Origin of the sequence: Mycobacterium marinum (assembly GCF_003391395.1) — a bacterium.
GTDB classification, from domain to species: Bacteria; Actinomycetota; Actinomycetes; order Mycobacteriales; family Mycobacteriaceae; genus Mycobacterium; species Mycobacterium marinum.
Genome location: NZ_CP024190.1, coordinates 1,932,836 through 1,950,036 on the forward strand (window position 1 = coordinate 1,932,836; position 17,201 = coordinate 1,950,036).

15 protein-coding genes are annotated in these 17,201 nt (G+C 64.9%); 7 read left to right on the forward strand and 8 right to left on the reverse strand.

What is annotated here, in order from left to right; translation table 11 throughout:
- Nucleotides 1-89 precede the first annotated feature (89 nt).
- Nucleotides 90-1,055 (forward strand): NAD(P)H-dependent flavin oxidoreductase, encoded by a 966-nt coding sequence (locus CCUG20998_RS08155; protein WP_020728178.1) that lies wholly within the window; start codon nt 90-92, stop codon nt 1,053-1,055.
- Between the two features lie 25 nt (nt 1,056-1,080).
- On the opposite strand, the gene CCUG20998_RS08160 is transcribed toward CCUG20998_RS08155, so the two are convergent.
- From CCUG20998_RS08160 to CCUG20998_RS08175, 4 genes are all read right to left on the reverse strand, one after another.
- Nucleotides 1,081-3,942, reverse strand: coding sequence for an MMPL/RND family transporter (locus tag CCUG20998_RS08160; protein WP_020728179.1), 2,862 nt, complete (start codon nt 3,940-3,942; stop codon nt 1,081-1,083).
- Nucleotides 3,939-4,367 (reverse strand): MmpS family transport accessory protein, encoded by a 429-nt coding sequence (locus CCUG20998_RS08165; RefSeq protein WP_036455355.1) that lies wholly within the window; start codon nt 4,365-4,367, stop codon nt 3,939-3,941. The genes CCUG20998_RS08160 and CCUG20998_RS08165 overlap by 4 nt, the downstream gene beginning before the upstream one ends.
- A gap of 218 nt (nt 4,368-4,585) precedes the next feature.
- Nucleotides 4,586-5,836: an aminotransferase class I/II-fold pyridoxal phosphate-dependent enzyme gene (locus CCUG20998_RS08170; RefSeq protein WP_020728181.1), complete on the reverse strand. Its 1,251-nt coding sequence runs from the start codon at nt 5,834-5,836 to the stop codon at nt 4,586-4,588.
- Nucleotides 5,837-6,386: 550 nt separating this feature from the next.
- The gene (locus tag CCUG20998_RS08175; RefSeq protein WP_038579190.1) at nt 6,387-7,088 is read right to left on the reverse strand and encodes an IclR family transcriptional regulator; all 702 of its coding nucleotides are present in this window, start codon (nt 7,086-7,088) and stop codon (nt 6,387-6,389) included.
- 82 nt (nt 7,089-7,170) lie between these two features.
- Between CCUG20998_RS08175 and leuC the strand changes: the two genes are divergently transcribed.
- The 3 genes from leuC to CCUG20998_RS08190 all read left to right on the forward strand — a co-directional run bounded on the left by leuC (nt 7,171) and on the right by CCUG20998_RS08190 (nt 10,100).
- On the forward strand, nt 7,171-8,592 hold the full coding sequence (gene leuC, locus CCUG20998_RS08180; RefSeq protein ID WP_020728183.1) for a 3-isopropylmalate dehydratase large subunit: 1,422 nt from the start codon (nt 7,171-7,173) through the stop codon (nt 8,590-8,592).
- Nucleotides 8,593-8,616: 24 nt separating this feature from the next.
- Nucleotides 8,617-9,213 (forward strand): 3-isopropylmalate dehydratase small subunit, encoded by a 597-nt coding sequence (gene leuD / locus CCUG20998_RS08185; protein ID WP_020728184.1) that lies wholly within the window; start codon nt 8,617-8,619, stop codon nt 9,211-9,213.
- Between the two features lie 224 nt (nt 9,214-9,437).
- Nucleotides 9,438-10,100, forward strand: a complete 663-nt coding sequence (locus CCUG20998_RS08190) for an HU family DNA-binding protein (protein WP_012393541.1) — start codon at nt 9,438-9,440, stop codon at nt 10,098-10,100.
- 61 nt (nt 10,101-10,161) lie between these two features.
- Here the strand turns inward: CCUG20998_RS08190 and mutT1 are convergent, their stop codons facing one another.
- The 3 genes from mutT1 to cofC form a co-directional block, all read right to left on the reverse strand.
- The gene (gene mutT1, locus CCUG20998_RS08195) at nt 10,162-11,100 is read right to left on the reverse strand and encodes an 8-oxo-(d)GTP phosphatase MutT1 (protein ID WP_036455356.1); all 939 of its coding nucleotides are present in this window, start codon (nt 11,098-11,100) and stop codon (nt 10,162-10,164) included.
- Between the two features lie 79 nt (nt 11,101-11,179).
- Entirely contained in the window at nt 11,180-13,396 is a 2,217-nt protein-coding gene (locus CCUG20998_RS08200) for an RNA degradosome polyphosphate kinase (RefSeq protein ID WP_036455357.1), read from the reverse strand.
- A 78-nt stretch (nt 13,397-13,474) separates the two neighbouring features.
- A complete protein-coding gene (cofC, locus tag CCUG20998_RS08205) occupies nt 13,475-14,128 on the reverse strand; it encodes a 2-phospho-L-lactate guanylyltransferase (RefSeq protein ID WP_036455779.1) in 654 nt (217 codons plus the stop codon).
- Between cofC and CCUG20998_RS08210 the strand changes: the two genes are divergently transcribed.
- From CCUG20998_RS08210 to CCUG20998_RS08220, 3 genes are all read left to right on the forward strand, one after another.
- Nucleotides 14,118-14,309 carry a hypothetical protein gene (locus tag CCUG20998_RS08210; protein WP_231389643.1) on the forward strand — a complete coding sequence of 64 codons (192 nt, stop codon included), beginning with the start codon at nt 14,118-14,120 and terminating at the stop codon, nt 14,307-14,309. The genes cofC and CCUG20998_RS08210 overlap by 11 nt on opposite strands.
- Nucleotides 14,310-14,319: 10 nt before the next feature.
- A complete protein-coding gene (locus tag CCUG20998_RS08215; protein ID WP_020724647.1) occupies nt 14,320-15,327 on the forward strand; it encodes an NAD(P)H-dependent glycerol-3-phosphate dehydrogenase in 1,008 nt (335 codons plus the stop codon).
- A gap of 89 nt (nt 15,328-15,416) precedes the next feature.
- Nucleotides 15,417-16,538 carry a D-alanine--D-alanine ligase family protein gene (locus tag CCUG20998_RS08220; RefSeq protein ID WP_036455360.1) on the forward strand — a complete coding sequence of 374 codons (1,122 nt, stop codon included), beginning with the start codon at nt 15,417-15,419 and terminating at the stop codon, nt 16,536-16,538.
- Here the strand turns inward: CCUG20998_RS08220 and CCUG20998_RS08225 are convergent.
- A complete protein-coding gene (locus CCUG20998_RS08225) occupies nt 16,535-17,119 on the reverse strand; it encodes a DUF3515 domain-containing protein (RefSeq protein ID WP_020728191.1) in 585 nt (194 codons plus the stop codon). The two genes, CCUG20998_RS08220 and CCUG20998_RS08225, sit on opposite strands and share 4 nt — an antisense overlap.
- Between the last annotated feature and the right edge of the window lie 82 nt (nt 17,120-17,201).

A 17,201-nucleotide genomic window follows, 5' to 3' on the forward strand; every position in this document is an offset into this window, starting at 1 on the left:
GGCGCCGCGAACTTCGGTGACCGCCCCGGCCACGGGCCATGGTAGAAAGCCGAAACAGCAGCTCAACAATTCTCTGAAGGGGGCTAGCGGTGTCGCTGAATACCCGTCTCACAGAATTCCTCGGAGTCCAACACCCGATCCTGCTGGCACCGATGGCAATGACGTCGGGGGGCCGGCTCGCTGCGGCGGTGACCGCCGCGGGTGGCCTGGGCCTGATCGGTGGAGGCTATGGCGAGGCCGAGTGGCTGCAGCGCCAGTTGGAGCAGGCGCAGGGGCAACGGGTCGGATGTGGGTTCATTACCTGGAGCCTCGCCCGCAATCCCGAGCTCCTCGACCTGATCCTGGCCGCGAACCCGGCGGCGATCATGTTGTCGTTCGGTGATCCACACAACTTCGCCGGCCCCATCCACGATGCCGGCATTCCGTTGATCTGCCAGATACATACCCGCGAGCAGGCGCTGCGTGTGCTGGAAGTCGGTCCGGACATCATCGTGGCCCAGGGCAGCGAGTCAGGTGGACACGGAATGAGTGTGCGCTCCACTTTCACGCTGGTTCCCGACGTGGTGGACCTGGTTGCCCAACGCTCGGCCGAAACGCTGGTCGTGGCGGCCGGGGGGATCGCCGATGGCCGCGGGCTGGCAGCAGCGCTGGCGCTGGGCGCAGACGGCGCCCTGGTGGGTACCAGATTCTGGGCTTGCCCAGAGGCGCTGGTATCGCCGCGAGCCCACCAGCGGGCGGTGGAGGCCAGCGGGGACGACACCATCCGTACCCGCGTCTACGACATTGTGCGGCAGCGGGATTGGCCGGCGGAATACGATCTGCGGTTGCTCAGCAACTCGTTGATCCAGGCATGGCATGGCAACGAATCCGAACTGATACGGCGACTGCCGGACCTGCTGGGCGCCTTCGAAAACGCAGTCGCGGCAGAGGACTTCGAGATCGCCACGGTGCTGGTTGGCGAGGCGGTAGGTCTGATCACGAGAGTTGGCCCCGCCGCTGACATCGTGTCCGAGATGGTCTGCGATGCCACCCGGATACTGAACCGGTCGGGTTAGCCGCCGGCGGCGGGCACGTTCGACGTCAAGCCAGCACAGACGTCGCGGCCGCACCGGGATTGGCCGTAACGGCCGGCGGCGAAGCGGCGTGCGTGGGTACCCGGCGCGGCCACCAGAACCAGCGGCCGAGCAGGGCCGCGATGGCGGGCATCATGAAAGAGCGGACAACCAGGGTGTCGAACAACAGTCCGATCATGATGGTGGTGCCGACCTGGCCGACCACGCGCAGGTCGCTGGTGAGCATGGAGCCCATAGTGAAGGCAAACACCAGTCCGGCGATGGTGACGACGCGGCCGGTGCTGGCCATGGCTCGGATCATGCCGGTCTTGAGGCCGGCGCCGATCTCTTCCTGGAATCGGGCGACCAGCAGCAGGTTGTAGTCCGATCCGACGGCCAGCATGACGATCACGGCCATGGGCAGCACCAGCCAGTGCAGCGGCATGTGCAAGATGTGCTGCCACAACAGGACCGAGAGTCCAAAGGCGGCGCCCAGCGAGAGTGCCACCGTGCCGACGATGACCGCGGAGGCCACAACGCTTCTGGTGATGGCCAGCATGACCACGAAGATCAGACATAGGGTGGCCACCACCGCGATCAGTAGGTCATAGGTGCTGCCCTCGCTGATGTCCTTGTAGGTGGCCGCGGTGCCGGCCAGGTAGATGTTGGCGGTTGCCAGTGGGGTTCCTTTCACCGCCTCGCTCGCGGCCAGCAGGATCGGGTCGATGTGGGCGATTCCCTCGGCGGTGGCGGGATCGCCCTTGTGGGTGATGATGAACCGGGCCGCGGTGCCGTCGGGGGATAGGAACAGGGTCAGACCCCGTTGAAAGTCGGGATTGTCGAAGGCTTCCGGCGGCAGATAGAAGGAGTCGTCGTTCTTAGAGGCGTCGAGGGCCTGCCCCATGGCGGTGGCGTTGCGGGTCATGTCGTCCATTTGGGTGATCAGTGCCGAGAAGGTGCTGGCCGTGGTTTGGGTGAGGCTCTTCACGGTTTGCATGGTGGCGATCATCGGGGGCAGCAGGGCGAGCAGTTTGGGTTGGAGTTCGTCGATGCGATCGAGGTCGTCGGTGAGCGTGCCGACGTCTTCGCTGAGCTTGTCGACGCCGTCGATCGCGTCGAACAGGGACCGCAGTGACCAACAGATCGGGATGTCCGAACAGTGGCGTTCCCAGTAGAAGTAGCTTCTGATGGGTCGCCACAGGTCGTCGAATTCGGCGATCTGATCACGCAGTTGGTCGGTGTTGGCCTGCATCTGCTTGTTGTGGGTGAGCATGTCGTGGCTGGCGTCGTTGAGCTGTTGGGTCAGTTCTTGTTGGCGCGCCGCGATATCGATCATGTGTTGCAGCTCATCGATCATGGTGTACATGTCGGCGACGCGGGCTTTGAGGTAACCCATGTTCTCGATGGTCATGGCGTTTTGCATGTTGAGCTGAAACGGGATCGAACTGTGGTCGAGCGGTGAGCCCAGTGGCCTGGTGATGCCTTGGACACGTGCGATGCCGGGAAGGTGGAACACGCCTTTGGCGATCCGGTCCAGCAGCATCATGTCGGTGGGATTGCGCAGATCGTGGTCGGCCTCGATCATCAGCACTTCGGGTTCCATGCGGGCCGGGGGGAAGTGGCGGTCCGATGCGCGGTAGCCGATGTTGGAGGGGGCGCCGGCCGGGATGTAATGGCGCTCGTTGTAGTTGGTTTGGTACTTGGGCAGGGCGAGCAGTCCGATCAGCGAGATCAGTGCCGCGGCGACCAGGACCGGGCCCGGCCAGCGCACCACGATGGTGCCGATGCGGCGCCAACGCCGGGTTGTGGTGGCGCGTTTGGGTTCGAATACGCCGAATTTGGTTGTTAGGGCGATGACTGCCGGCGCCAGGGTCAATGAGGCCAGGATCACCGCCAGCAGACCGATCGAGCATGGTGACCCGAGGGTTTGGAAGTAGGGGAGCCTGGTGAAGCTCAGGCAGTACATCGCTCCGGCGACGGTCAGCCCGGATCCCAAGACGACGTGACTTGTCCCGCGGAACATGGTGTAGTACGCGAGCTCTCGGTCCTGGCCGGCCATCCGGGCCTCTTGGTAGCGGCCGACCAGAAAGATGATGTAGTCCGTCGACGCCGCGATCGTCAGTGCCGTCAAGACATTGATGGCGAAGGTCGATAGGCCAATCAGGTCGTTGGCGGCCAGCGCAGCGATCACGCCGCGTGCCGCAAGCAGCTCGATCCCGACTGTGAGCAGCATCACCACAACGGCCGCAATCGATCGATAGGCGATCAACAGCACGATGGTGATCACCGCAATCGTGACCGCGGTCAACCGTTGCAGACTGCTGTTGCCGGACGTGTCTTGATCGGCGCCGAGTGCACCGGGGCCGGTCAGGTAGGCCTTGATTCCGGGTGGCGGCGGCACATCGTCGAGGATCCGCGCAACTGCGGCAACGGAATCGTTGGCTCTGGCACTGCCCAGGCCACCGGTGAGGTACAGCTGCACATAGGCGGCCTTGCCGTCGACGCTTTGCGAACTCGCGGCCGTGAGCCTGTCGCCCCAGAAATTGTCGATGTGTTGGATGTTCGTCTTGTCCTGCGACAGCTTGGCAATTAGTGCGTCGTAGTAGCGGTGGGCTTCGTCGCCGAGTTTGGCATTGCTCTCCAGCACGATCATCGTGGTGTTGTCGGAGTCGAACTGCTGAAAGTCTTTGCCGATGCGCCGCATCGCGATCAGTGACGGAGCATCACTGGGGCTCAACGACACCGAATGCTCTTTGGCGACCTCTTCTAGTTGTGGTGCCAGCAGGTTGGCGCCGACGGTGAGCGCGATCCAGAGCAAAATGACCGGTAGCGAAAATTTTTGGATAGTCCGGGCGATAAAGGGGCGCCCCGCGCTGTGTTCGGGCGTCACGCAGATTTCACTAGGCAGCTAGTCGCGGCATCGTGGGCATCGGCCGTGCGCTCGGCGCGGACCACGCCGTTGACGGTGATGCGACAGCTCAGGGTTGCGCTGTTGCCCTGCGCCACGAGGTGGGCAACCACCGAGGTCAGTGTGGTCACGATGGTCAACGACCATGGGATCGCGGCGTTGGCGACTTCGTGTGGTTCGGCCTGGGCATCGAGGTAATTGACCGTGACGACCGTTCCCGGAGGACCAAGAACCTCGTAGCGAACGTACTTCGGGTTGAACGCGACAATGGCGTCGGAGTTGCCCGCATCCGGCACATATCGATGTGAGCCGAAGACGCCATGCAAGCGCATTACCACCGATGCCCCGACAATTGCGACGAGGATCATCACGATCGGCACCCACATCCGCCGAAAAAGGCTGACCATTGAACCCCCGTTCGGTATCGCCCGGTCGTCGCGTTATGCGACGAACCCATCGTGACCATGAGGGCACCGTGATTGCGCCGCGAGGCGGGTAAATTCTTGCATTTCATCGGACCGGCTCGCGCCCGAATCCTGGGAACAAAGCGGGTGAAATTACGCGCCGGGGCGGGTCCGCCGCCGAGAGGGCGTCATCGGGTCGCGGTGCCCGGAGGCGACATCGCTCAGGTGGGCGCATCATCGAGCTGCGGGATGGTCTGGTTTCCGGTCAATTCCTTGTAGACGGCCGCGATGGCTTTTACCGTCGGCTCGACATCAGCGATGTCGTGGCCCGCGGTTGAGATCAAGCGCAGTTGAACGATCCCGGGCGGTACCACCGGATAGGTCACCGCCGAGCAGAATGTTCCGTGCTTATGGCGCAATTCGGTCAAGAATGCGAGAGCCGACAGCGGGTCCATCGGCAGGTACACCGGCGTGATGAGAGAGTTCGCTTTCCCGATGTTGAGACTTTCTTCGGTCAGCGAGGCCTGAAGTTTGCCGGCCACCGCGTGCGCTCGTCGGCGCAGGTCGTCGCTACGCCGCAGCAACCCCAAACGCACCCGGTTACCCGCGACGATCGGCCAGGGCAAGCCGCGGGAGAAGATCTGGGACCGCATCGTGTAGCGAAGCTTCCAAATGACATCGGCCTGTGATGCGACGAATGCTCCGGCGCCCGCGGCGGCCTTGGTGAAGGTGCCGAAATAGAGGTCGATATCGTCCTGGACGCCCTGTTGTTCCCCGGTGCCGCCGCCGTTGGGGCCGAGAACGCCGAATCCATGTGCGTCGTCAACGAGCAACCGGAAGTCGTACTGCTGCTTGAGTGCCGCGATTTCGCGCAATGCGCCCTGATCGCCGGACATTCCGAAGACGCCCTCTGTGACCACCAACACCCCGGAGTCGGGGCTCCGCACCCGGTTGATTTCGGCCAGGTGTGTCTCGAGTTGGTCAATGTCGTTGTGGGCGAACATTCGGGTCCGTTCACCGCGTTTACGGTGCAATCGAATCCCATCGATGATGCAGGCATGGTTTTCCGCATCCGACACGATCCAGTCCACCTCGGTGGTCAGGGAGTCAATCAGCGAGATCATGCCTTGATAGCCATAGTTGAGGACCAGTGCTGCCGGCTTTTGCGCATAGTCGGCCAGTTCGCTTTCGAGTAGCTCGAGATCGTCGGTTTCGCCGGACATCATTCTCGAGCCCATGGGAGTCGCCAGTCCGTAGCGGCCTGCGAACTCGGCATCGGCCGCCCGGACTTCGGGATGGTCGGCCAGCCCAAGGTAGTTGTTGAGGTTCCAGATGATGTATTCATCGTCGCGCCACGTCATTCGCGTGCCGGCGGCTCCGCCTAACTTGGGAAATGTCGCTATCCCGTGGATGGCACGTGAAAGTTGAAACAGCGGATCCTGATCTGCGACAAGTTTGGCGAATAGATCCATGGTTCCCCCATGATTGGTTGGCTCTGCGAGCTACGAGGATGTCGAGGAGACAGCGGCTTGGCGCCCGGCGGTAACGGATCAGGTTGCCGACGGTGGAGCCGGGTAATGCTTGGTGGTTGCGGCCCGACGGGGTCGGGGATTGCTCACCGCCCAGCGCCCGAACCGTGCCGCGTCAGGGGAGCGTGGCCGGTAAGCCGCTCGCGTTTCGCCAAAGCGCGGATTCGGCAAAATTGTGCGCACCCGAGCGTCGTTGCAGCGCCGGCACTCCGGCGCAGATGGCGCCGCATCCTGGATCGCCGCTACGAGGATCGAGCGCATCTGATTGGTCCTGACCTAATGTGCGAACGGTCGGCGAGCGCGGCCGTGTGGTTCCGGTTACAGACAGGATTACGGTAACGACAATAACCTAGCGCGCCCGGGGCTGCGGCGTTTCGGGAATGAATCGATTGCCGCAGGCAGGGGCGCGGCGATCGCCACCAGGCCTCGACGCGCGGGCGGCTGAACCGGGTGGTGTGTCACAAGATTGGGGCCGCCGGCCAAACGGGTAGCGCTACAGCCGGCGCGCGAGTTCGTCGGCCGCGGCCAACAGGTCGGCGGCCCAACGCGCCCCGGGCCGTCGACCGATCCGGTCGATCGGACCGGATACCGATATGGCGGCGACGACGACACCGCGGCTATCGCGCACCGGCGCCGAGACGCTTGCCACTCCGGGTTCGCGCTCGGCCACGCTCTGCGCCCAACCCCGGCGGCGTACTTCGGCCAGCACCCGGTCGGTGAATTTGGCGGTTGGTAGGACGGCTTGCTGGGTGGCCGGGTCGCTGTGGGCCAGTAGCACCTTGGCTCCGGAGCCCGCCGTCATCGGTAGCCGGGCGCCGACCGGAACCGTATCGCGAAGGCCCGCAGGTGGTTCCAGCGCCGCCACACACACCCGTGACGTGCCTTCGCGGCGGTACAGCTGCACGCTTTCGCCGGTGGTCTCGCGCAATCGGGGCAGCACGGTCGCGCCGGCGGTCAGCAGGGGATCGTCGACATGGGCCGCGAGCTCGGTGATCGCGGGGCCCAGGCCCCAGCGTCCGTCCTCGTCCCGCCCCAGCAGGCGATGGACCTCTAGGGCCGCCGCCAGCCGGTATGCGGTGGCTCTGGGCAGGCCGGTCCGTTCGCATAGTTCGGCCAAACCGCAGGGTGATTCCGCGGTGGCGCGCAACAGACCCACCGCTTTGTCGATGACGCCGATGCCGCTATCCTGTCTCACAAGGAGATACTAGCGTCTCGCATTATGAGATGGAACCCTCATTGATCGCGAGCCGCGGATACACGAATCGAGGCAATTCGAGATGGCACTGCAGACGCGCGAGGCGCGCACGCTGGCTGAGAAGGTCTGGGACGACCACGTCGTGGTGTCCGGTCGGAACGAGGCTCCCGACCTGATCTACATCGATCTGCATCTGGTGCATGAGGTCACCAGCCCGCAGGCATTCGATGGTCTGCGCCTGGCCGGCCGCCCGGTGCGACGGCCCGATCTGACCATCGCCACCGAGGATCACAATGTGCCGACCGTCGATATCGATAAGCCGATCGCCGATCCGGTGTCTCGGACCCAGGTGGAGACATTGCGGCGTAATTGCGCGGAATTCGGCATCCGGCTGCACCCAATGGGTGATGTCGAGCAGGGCATCGTGCACGTCGTGGGACCTCAGTTGGGCCTCACTCAGCCGGGAATGACCATCGTCTGTGGTGACAGCCACACTTCGACACATGGCGCGTTCGGTGCCTTGGCGATGGGCATCGGCACTTCCGAAGTCGAGCATGTGCTCGCAACACAGACGCTGCCGTTGCGGCCGTTTAAGACGATGGCGGTCAATGTGGATGGGCAACTACCCGCAGGAGTGTCGGCCAAGGACATCATCCTTGCGCTGATCGCCAAGATCGGCACCGGCGGTGGGCAGGGGCACGTCATCGAATACCGGGGCAGCGCCATTGAATCGCTGTCCATGGAAGGCCGGATGACGATCTGCAACATGAGCATTGAGGCCGGCGCCCGAGCCGGGATGGTGGCGCCGGACGAGACCACTTACGAGTACTTGCGAGACCGGCCACACGCCCCAACCGGTGCCCAGTGGGATGCCGCGCTTGGGTACTGGCAACAACTGCGGACCGATCCTGGCGCCGTCTTCGACACCGAGGTCCATCTCGACGCCGCCGAGCTGAGCCCCTTTGTTACGTGGGGAACCAATCCCGGCCAGGGCGTGCCGCTTTGCGCCACGGTGCCCGATCCCGAGCTCATCGGCGATGACGGCGAGCGCCAGGCCGCCGAGAAAGCATTGGCGTACATGGACCTTGAGCCAGGAAAAGCCATGCGCGATATCGCGGTCGATGCCGTGTTCGTCGGGTCGTGCACCAACGGCCGGATCGAGGATCTGCGGGTCGTGGCCGAAGTGCTGCGTGGCCGCAAGGTCGCCCCAGGGGTGCGAATGCTCATCGTTCCCGGCTCCATGCGGGTGCGTGCCCAGGCCGAGAAGGAGGGTCTGGGTGAGGTCTTCACGGTCGCGGGCGCCGAATGGCGGCAGGCGGGATGCTCTATGTGCCTAGGGATGAACCCCGATCAGCTCGCACCGGGGGAGCGCTGTGCGGCGACGTCCAACCGCAACTTCGAGGGGCGCCAGGGCAAGGGCGGGCGGACACATTTGGTCTCGCCGGCGGTGGCCGCTGCAACCGCGGTTCGCGGCACCCTATCCGCGCCTGCCGATTTGAATTGAACTCAAACAAACAGAGGAAGAGTCATGGAAGCCTTTGACACCCACACCGGAATCGGTGTACCGCTGCGCCGGTCCAATGTCGACACCGATCAGATCATTCCCGCGGTTTTCCTGAAGCGTGTCACGCGAACCGGTTTCGAGGACGGGTTGTTCGCCAGCTGGCGCTCGGATCCGTCATTCGTGCTAAACCTCAGCCCCTTTGACCGGGGCTCGGTGTTGGTGGCCGGGCCGGATTTCGGCACCGGATCCTCCCGCGAGCATGCCGTCTGGGCGCTCATGGACTACGGATTCCGGGTGGTCATCTCGTCGAGGTTCGGCGATATCTTTCGCGGGAACGCGGGCAAGGCGGGTCTGTTGGCCGCCGAAGTCGACCAAGATGGCGTTGAACTTCTTTGGAAGCTCATCGAGCAGAGTCCAGGTTTGGAAATCACTGTCAATCTTCAAGATCGAAATGTGATTGCGGGAACAGTGGTGCTGCCGTTCAGGATTGACGACCACACCGCGTGGCGACTCCTTGAAGGTCTTGACGATATAGCCCTTACGCTGCGGAAACTCGATGCAATCGAGGCATATGAGGCTGGTTATCCGGCGTGGAAACCGCGCACTTTGCCTACCTCCTGAAGGCCCTTGGGGCGGGGAATTTTCCCTTCCGTGAGCCGCTGTGGTGTGGGCAAGCAACACCCATTTTGGGGTCACTCCACCGGTCAAGGGCGGCAATCGGATTGCCGAAATTGCGTTCGACGGGTCCTGAAATTGCGCGTGGCTCTTGGAAATCAGGCAGGTGAGGGTTTACCGTGTCCACTAGTCGGTTCCATAAACGAGGACCGCTAGCTTCGGAGGGTTGGATGAACAAAGCAGAGCTCATTGACGTGCTCACACAGAAATTGGGCTCGGACCGTAGGCAGGCAACCGCGGCCGTCGAGAATGTTGTCGACACCATTGTGCGCGCCGTGCACAAGGGCGACAGCGTCACGATTACCGGATTTGGGGTGTTTGAACAGCGTCGCCGTGCGGCCCGGGTGGCCCGCAATCCGCGTACCGGTGAGACGGTGAAGGTCAAGCCGACGTCCGTCCCGGCATTTCGCCCAGGCGCGCAATTCAAAGCGGTTGTCTCTGGCGCACAGCGTCTCCCGGCGGAGGGCCCGGCGGTCAAGCGTGGCGTGATGGCGAGCGCCGCTGCCAAGAAGGCAGCAAAGAAGGCTCCCGCCAAGAAGGCCGCGACCAAGACCGCTGCCAAGAAGGCCGCGACCAAGGCTCCCGCCAAGAAGGCCGCGACCAAGGCTCCCGCCAAGAAGGCCGCGACCAAGGCTCCCGCCAAGAAGGCCGTGACCAAGGTCACCAAGGCTCCGGCCAAGAAGGTGACCAAGGCAACAGTGAAGAAGACTGCCGCCAAGGCTCCAGTCCGCAAGGCTGCGACCAAGGCACCCGCCAAGAAGGCTGCGGCAAAGAGGCCGGCCACCAAGGCTCCCGCCAAGAAGGCGACGAGCACCCGGCGCGGTCGCAAGTAAGTCAGCTCACACGCAGATACCCTTCGGGGGGCAGCGATGCCCCCCGAAGGGTATCTGCGTGTTAGGCCCGCACGTTGGCTGCCAGCGCGCCGCCGATGTGGTCGGCGGCGATGACGCGGCCGCCGGATAGCGACAGCACCCACGTACTGCCTTTGTGGTTGCGCGATCTGTCGGAGCGGACGCCGTCGCGTTCGCACCACCAAGCGATCAGGTCCGGAATCACCTTGCCCTGCGAGCAGATCACGGGTGTGCCGTCGCGCGTAGCGATCTGCAGTAGCCGTTGCCGACCGCGCTTGGCGTTCTTGGCGTAGGCCTCTTCGGTGAGGGTGCGCTCGTTGTGGATGACCACTCCCAATTCCTCGGCCAGTGGCTGCACCGTCTGATGGCAGCGCAGCCGGTCGGCCGCGAACACCGTGTCGGCGCCGAAAGCCAGCAGCTGTGGCACGAGTGCCTCGGCCTGGGCTCGTCCCTTCTTGTCGAGTGGCCGTTGGGTGTCATCTCCGGAGAAGCGTGACTTGCTGCCAGCGCTGCCGTGCCGGACCACCAGGACGGTCTTGGTATCCGCCGGCTTTTTGCCGAACCGCCGCAAGACCTTTCGATCCTGTGCGTAGTCAAGCTTGGTCATCGCGTCGGCGACCGGTAACCAGATCAGCTTGTCGACCTCGTTTCCGGCGGTGAACTCCCCGCCGAGGCTGCGCGCGGCCCAGTAGTAGACCTTCTTGAGGCCCTGCTCGACGGGATAGCTCACCATGATCAGTCGCCTGCCGAGATGGGCGTGCTGGCCCGTCTCCTCGCACACCTCACGCGCGGCCGCAACCGCTGCGGTCTCGCCGGGATCCACTTTGCCTTTGGGCAGCGACCAGTCGTCATAGCGAGGGCGGTGGATCAATGCAATCTCGATTGCCCCCTTGGCCTTTCCCGGGCGCCACAGCACCGCACCGGCGGCGTATACGATTCGGTCTCCCGAGCGTCGGCGGACAGACGAGCTGGGGATCGACAAGTTAACTCCTGCAGGTCAATTCGGCCTGGGCCGCACGCGGTCGGTTAGGTGGCACAAAACTCGCCGGAGTTTCACAGTGTTAGGGGCTGCGGTGCCGCTCCATCAGTGATACCTGATGGTCCCGAACGGTACGGCCTTCCTGAGGCGACGCGGTCCATTGACCGTCGGGCCCCAGTTCCCAGCAGCGGGTGGCAGGGTCGAGTGCGGACTCGAACAAGTCGTCCAACTGCGCGGTCAGCCGCGGGTCCTTGACCTGAGCCATCACCTCCACCCGCCGATCGAGATTGCGGTGCATCATGTCGGCGCTGCCGATCCAGAATTCGTCAATCGCGCGGAAATGCAGGATTCGCGAATGCTCTAGAAATCGGCCGAGAATCGAGCGGGCGGTGATGTTTTCCGAGAACCCCTTGGCCCCGGGGCGCAGCGCGCAGATGCCACGCACCACGACCTCGATCCGGACCCCCGCTTGCGAAGCGCGGTAGAGCGCGTCGATGACCTGTTCGTCGACGAGGGCGTTCATCTTGAGCCGGATGTGGCCCTTTCCAGCCTGGGGGCCGTGTTCAAGGTGTGCGGCCACCTCGCGTTCGACGCGTTCAATGATGCCGGCACGAATCCCGTGCGGGGCCACCAACAGATTGCGATAGGACAGCTTTCGCGAGTAGCCGGTCAACGAATTGAACAGGTCGGTGAGGTCTGCGCCAATGTCGGGCGCGGCGGTCAGCAGGCCGACATCCTCATACAGGCGCGCGGTCTTGCTGTTGTAGTTTCCCGTCCCGATGTGGCAGTACCGCCGGATCACCGGGCCCTCACGACGCACGACCAGTGCTGTCTTGCAGTGCGTTTTGAGCCCGACGATGCCGTAGGCCACGTGCACGCCCGCCTGCTCCAGCGCGCGGGCCCAGCGGATGTTGGCCTGCTCGTCGAAGCGGGCCTTGATCTCGACCAGCGCCACTACCTGTTTGCCCGCCTCGGCCGCGTCGATCAGGGCCCGAACAATCGGCGAATCCCCGGAGGTGCGATACAGCGTCTGTTTGATCGCCAGCACGTTGGGGTCTGCGGCGGCTTGCTCGATGAACCGCTGCACGCTGGTGGAAAACGAATAGTAGGGATGGTGCACCAAAACGTCACCCTCGCGCAGCGTCGCGAAGATGCTCTTGGGCGTTTCGCGCTCGGCGAAGGCGGGATGGGTGGCCGGAACGAAGGTCCGATCCTTGAGGGCTGGGCGGTCCAAACCGTAGATCTGCCACAGCGATGAGAGATCCAGCAGCCCCGGCACCTCGATGACATCCCCGGGATGCACGTCGAGCTCACGCAGCAGCAACTCCAGCATGCCTTCGGTCATGTCGTCGGCAACTTCTAGCCGCACCGGCGAACCGAACCGTCGGCGAGCCAATTCCCGCTCGAGCGCCTGCAGCAGGTCTTCGTCGCGATCCTCCTCGACTTCGAAGTCTGCGTTGCGCGTGATGCGAAACGCGTGATGCTCGACGATTTCCATCCCGGGGAAGAGCACCGGAAGAAAGGCCGCGATGAGTTCCTCCACGGGCAGGAACCGGTATACGGCCGCCCCTTCGGCTCCGTCGGTATCTGTTCCGCCCAGTTCGACGAAGCGATCGACGTTGTCGGGCACCTTCACCCGGGCGAAGTGCTGGCCACCGTCTTCGGGTTGGCGCACCGTGACCGCCAGGTTCAGGCTCAACCCGCTGACAAATGGGAACGGGTGCGCGGGGTCGACGGCCAGCGGAGTCAGTACCGGAAATACCTGCTCGTGGAAATAGGTCGACAGTTGCTCGCGCTCAGCCTGATCCAGGTCAGCCCACGTGACAACGTAGATGCCTTCCTCGCCGAGCGCGGGCAACACCGAATCGCGAAACACCCGCGCATGGCGGCTGGCGATACGCTGCGTCTGCTCGCCGATGCGGCCCAGCTGCTCCCGTGGGGTGAGGCCGTCGGCGGACAGAGCCGACAACCCCATCTGGTGGCGGCGTTTGAGACCGGCCACCCGAACCATGTAGAACTCGTCGAGATTGGACGCGAAGATGGCCAGGAACTTTGCCCGTTCGAGCAACGGCATCGAGTCGTCGGCGGCGAGCGCGAGCACCCGGGCGTTGAACTCCAGCCAGCTCAGTTCGCGGTTGAGGTAGCGGTCCTCGGGCAGCTGATCGGTGGTCGCGGCCGGCGTCGCGGCCGGCGGTGCCGCCGGGGTCCCGTCGCCTGGCTCCCGTGCGTTCGTGTCTGGCCGTGCCTCTGTGACTGGGCCGGTTTCGATTTCGGTCACCCAGCGATCATTGCCTATCACCGGGTGACGTTGCCAGCGCTGAACCGACATCCGTTTGCTGTTTTTGTTCCGTTCATCCCCGCACAGCCGCCATGCGGGCTAGCGATGGTGGGCGACGACTCGTGCAGTCGCCGGTCCGACCCCGAGGCGGCGGGCGGCCGCCAAGTCCGCCGGAGTGTCGACGTCGCAACGCAGGCCGGGCCACGCGCCGGTCAGCTCGACGGCCCCGGAACGGCGATGTCGGGCGCTGGAATCCGGCCCGAACTGGGGATCGAGTGCGCTTCCGAAGGCGCACAGGGCCGCGGTGCCGGTGCCGAGCCGATCGGCGACGAAGCTGCGCTGGTGAACGCGTGCGGCGCAGATCGCATCGGCGAGCTCCTGGGTCTGCATCGCAGGCAGATCGCCTTGCAGCACAACAATATTTGGCACGGAACCGGATACCACCTGTTCGGCGGTGAGGATGGCGTTGTTCAGCGGGTCGGGATCACCTTGGCGAGTCGGGTCGGCCAACACCTCGGCGCCGAGCTCGGTTGCCGCGGCCGCGGCGGATTCGTCCGGTGTGATGACGGTGATCGAGCGCAGGTCGGCTACCCGCGCCGCGGCGGTCAAAGTGTCCATCAGCATGGCCAGCACCACACTTTCCCGGGCCGCCGCGGAGAACACCGGGGCCAATCTCGTCTTGGCCGCACCCAATCGCTTGACGGCGATGATCAGGCCGACATCACCCGTACCGTCGGCCCGTATGCCGCTCATGAAGGCCATCCTGCCAGCGCTGGTTTCGGTGCTACCCAGCTGCCACCCCGCCGCCACCCGCTTTCACTGGGCTGGCGCCTGCCGCAGTGACCCCCGCCGCAACAGCGTGACGGCGGCCCCTGCCGGGGTCTACTGTGTAGCGGCTACCGGTGCCGTCGCAAACGACAAATGGGACAAATAGGGGTGTGGGGATGGCCAGCACGGGAACCGTCACGGTGATGGGAGCCGGTGCCTGGGGCACCGCCCTGGCCAAGGTGTTGGCCGATGCCGGGGGCGAGGTCAAGCTGTGGGCCCGGCGCGCCGACGTTGCCAACCAGATCAACGACAGCCGATACAACCCCGACTACCTGCCCGGTACGTTGCTGCCGCCGGGGATCCGGGCCACCGCCGACGCGGCAGAGGCGCTCGCCGGCGCGGATACGGTGCTGCTGGGTGTACCCGCGCAGACGATGCGGACCAATCTCGAGCACTGGACAACCCTGATTCCACGTGGCGCGACCCTGGTGAGTCTGGCCAAGGGCATCGAGCTGGGCACCCTGATGCGGATGAGTCAGGTGATCGTCTCGGTCACCGGAGCAGACCCGGCCCAGGTCGCGGTGATCTCGGGCCCCAACCTGGCTAGCGAGATCGCCGAGTGCCAGCCCGCTGCCACCGTCGTGGCCTGCAGCGACTCCGGCCGGGCCGTCGCGTTACAACGTGCGCTCAACAGCGGCTACTTCCGTCCCTATACCAACACCGATGTCGTCGGCACCGAGATCGGGGGAGCGTGCAAAAACGTCATCGCGCTGGCGTGCGGTATGGCCGCGGGCGTTGGCCTGGGGGAAAACACCGTGGCAACCATCATCACCCGCGGATTGGCGGAGATCATCCGGCTCGGTATCGCCCTGGGCGCCAAGGGGGCGACGCTGGCCGGGCTGGCCGGGGTAGGTGACTTGGTAGCGACCTGCACGTCGTCGCGCTCCCGCAACCGGTCGTTGGGCGAGTGCCTAGGCCGCGGCGAGATCCTGCAATCGGCACTGCACAGCAAGGAAGGCCACGTCGTGGAAGGGGTGACGTCGTGCGAATCGGTGCTCGCGCTGGCGTCCAGCTACGACGTCGAAATGCCGCTCACCGACGCCGTACACCGGGTCTGCTACAAGGGCCTGTCGGTAGACGACGCGATCGCGCTGTTGCTGGGGCGTAGTACCAAACCCGAATAGGTCAGACCCGTTCTGTCGGCGCCGCCCGATTGCCCTGGTAAGCGGGTAGTCCGGCCTGGTCGCTCAGCACCCGGTAGCCTCTCCAGGTTGTGAGTGGCAGCAGCCGGCGTGGCGAACGTCTCCGGGTTGCCGTCGTGTTCGGCGGACGCAGCAACGAGCATGCGATCTCATGCGTGTCTGCGGGCAGCATTCTGCGCAATCTTGACCCGCGACGCTTCGAGGTGATCGCGATCGGGATCACCCCGCAAGGCTCGTGGGTGCTCACCGACGGCAACCCGGATGCGCTGGCAATCACCGACCGGCGGCTACCCGAGGTGAGCTCGCAGTCCGGCACCGAGCTGGCTTTGCCGGCAGATCCGCGCTGGGGCGGCCAACTGGTCTCGTTGCCGCCCGGTGCCGGAGAGGTGCTGGCCTCGGTCGACGTGGTGTTTCCCGTGCTGCATGGACCGTACGGCGAGGACGGAACGATCCAGGGACTACTCGAACTCGCCGGCGTTCCCTATGTCGGCGCCGGGGTGCTGGCCAGCGCGGCCGGTATGGACAAAGAGTTCACCAAGAAACTGTGGAGTGCGGCGGGGCTACCGATCGGCCCGCATGCCGTGCTGCGCCCATCGCGACAATCGCTGGACCGCGAGGAACTGCAGCGGCTGGGGTTGCCGGCTTACGTCAAACCCGCGCGCGGCGGCTCCTCGATCGGTGTCAGCCGGGTCTCGAGCTTCGATGAGCTGCCCGCCGCGATCGCCGCCGCCCGGCGACACGATCCGAAGGTGATCGTCGAGGCCGCGATCAACGGTCGCGAGCTGGAGTGCGGCGTGCTCGAGTTCCCCGACGGCAGATTGGAAGCCAGCACCCTGGGAGAGATCCGGGTGGCCGGGGTGCGTGGACGCGAAGACGGTTTCTATGACTTTGAGACCAAATACCTCGACGACGCTGCCGAATTGGACGTGCCGGCCAAGGTCGAAGACGACGTCGCTGACGCGGTGCGCCAGCTGGCGATTCGCGCTTTCGAGGCCATCGACTGCCAAGGCCTGGCCCGAGTCGACTTCTTCCTCACCGACGACGGCCCGGTGATCAACGAGATCAACACGATGCCGGGGTTCACCACGATCTCGATGTACCCGCGGATGTGGGCGGCCAGCGGGGTCGACTATCCCACCTTGCTGGCCACCATGGTGGAGACCGCGTTGGCGCGGGGCATCGGCCTGCGCTAACCCGCCGGGGCCGGGTCGATCGGCACCGGCGCAATGGCGCGGTCGATGATCTCGGACAACTCCTGGATGGGGGTGGGCCCCGACCCCGCGGGCAAGGTCAGCGCCACGTAGACCGGACGGTCCACGGTGTACCAGGTGGATCTGCTCCCCGCCGTCGCGGTGCCGGCGGCCTCGGTTTGGTCGCTGACCCGAAACCACTGCACCCGGTCGACGACCTGAATCGGCGCCCCCACCACGAAGTCGGCCGGGCGGTCCAGCCCGCAGCGCAATATCACCGGCTCATCGGCGGCCGCGGAGCTCCAGGCGCCGGTGCCTTGCGGTGCGGGTTGCACCATGGGCGCGCGCTGATAGTCGCCGAGACGCTGCGGCAACGCGGTCAGCAGCGCGTGGCACGCGGGACTGGCCGCCTGCGGGGCGGGAACCGAGGGGACGGCGATCGGTTGTCGCGGTACCTCGCGGTTGGCCGCGATCACCAGAATTGCCCCGAGGGCGGCCACCCCCAGCAGTGCGGCGGCGATGATCAGGACTCGTGGCGGACCATCGGGATCGGGTTGGTGCTTGGCCGGGGTGTCGCCTGTCACCGCGTCGGATACCTCCGGTTCAACTCGACTCTCCTGTCCAACCCGGTCCGCCCCGGAACCGCAACCGGCCCGCGCGGGTGTT

Coding starts and splice junctions, on each gene's coding strand:
- CCUG20998_RS08215 (WP_020724647.1), top strand. CDS start 14,320: ATGGCCAGCACGGGAACCGTCACGGTGATGGGAGCCGGTGCCTGGGGC.
- CCUG20998_RS08170 (WP_020728181.1), bottom strand. CDS start 5,836: ATGGATCTATTCGCCAAACTTGTCGCAGATCAGGATCCGCTGTTTCAA.
- leuC (WP_020728183.1), top strand. CDS start 7,171: ATGGCACTGCAGACGCGCGAGGCGCGCACGCTGGCTGAGAAGGTCTGG.
- leuD (WP_020728184.1), top strand. CDS start 8,617: ATGGAAGCCTTTGACACCCACACCGGAATCGGTGTACCGCTGCGCCGG.
- CCUG20998_RS08190 (WP_012393541.1), top strand. CDS start 9,438: ATGAACAAAGCAGAGCTCATTGACGTGCTCACACAGAAATTGGGCTCG.
- CCUG20998_RS08165 (WP_036455355.1), bottom strand. CDS start 4,367: ATGGTCAGCCTTTTTCGGCGGATGTGGGTGCCGATCGTGATGATCCTC.
- CCUG20998_RS08210 (WP_231389643.1), top strand. CDS start 14,118: ATGCCGCTCATGAAGGCCATCCTGCCAGCGCTGGTTTCGGTGCTACCC.
- cofC (WP_036455779.1), bottom strand. CDS start 14,128: ATGAGCGGCATACGGGCCGACGGTACGGGTGATGTCGGCCTGATCATC.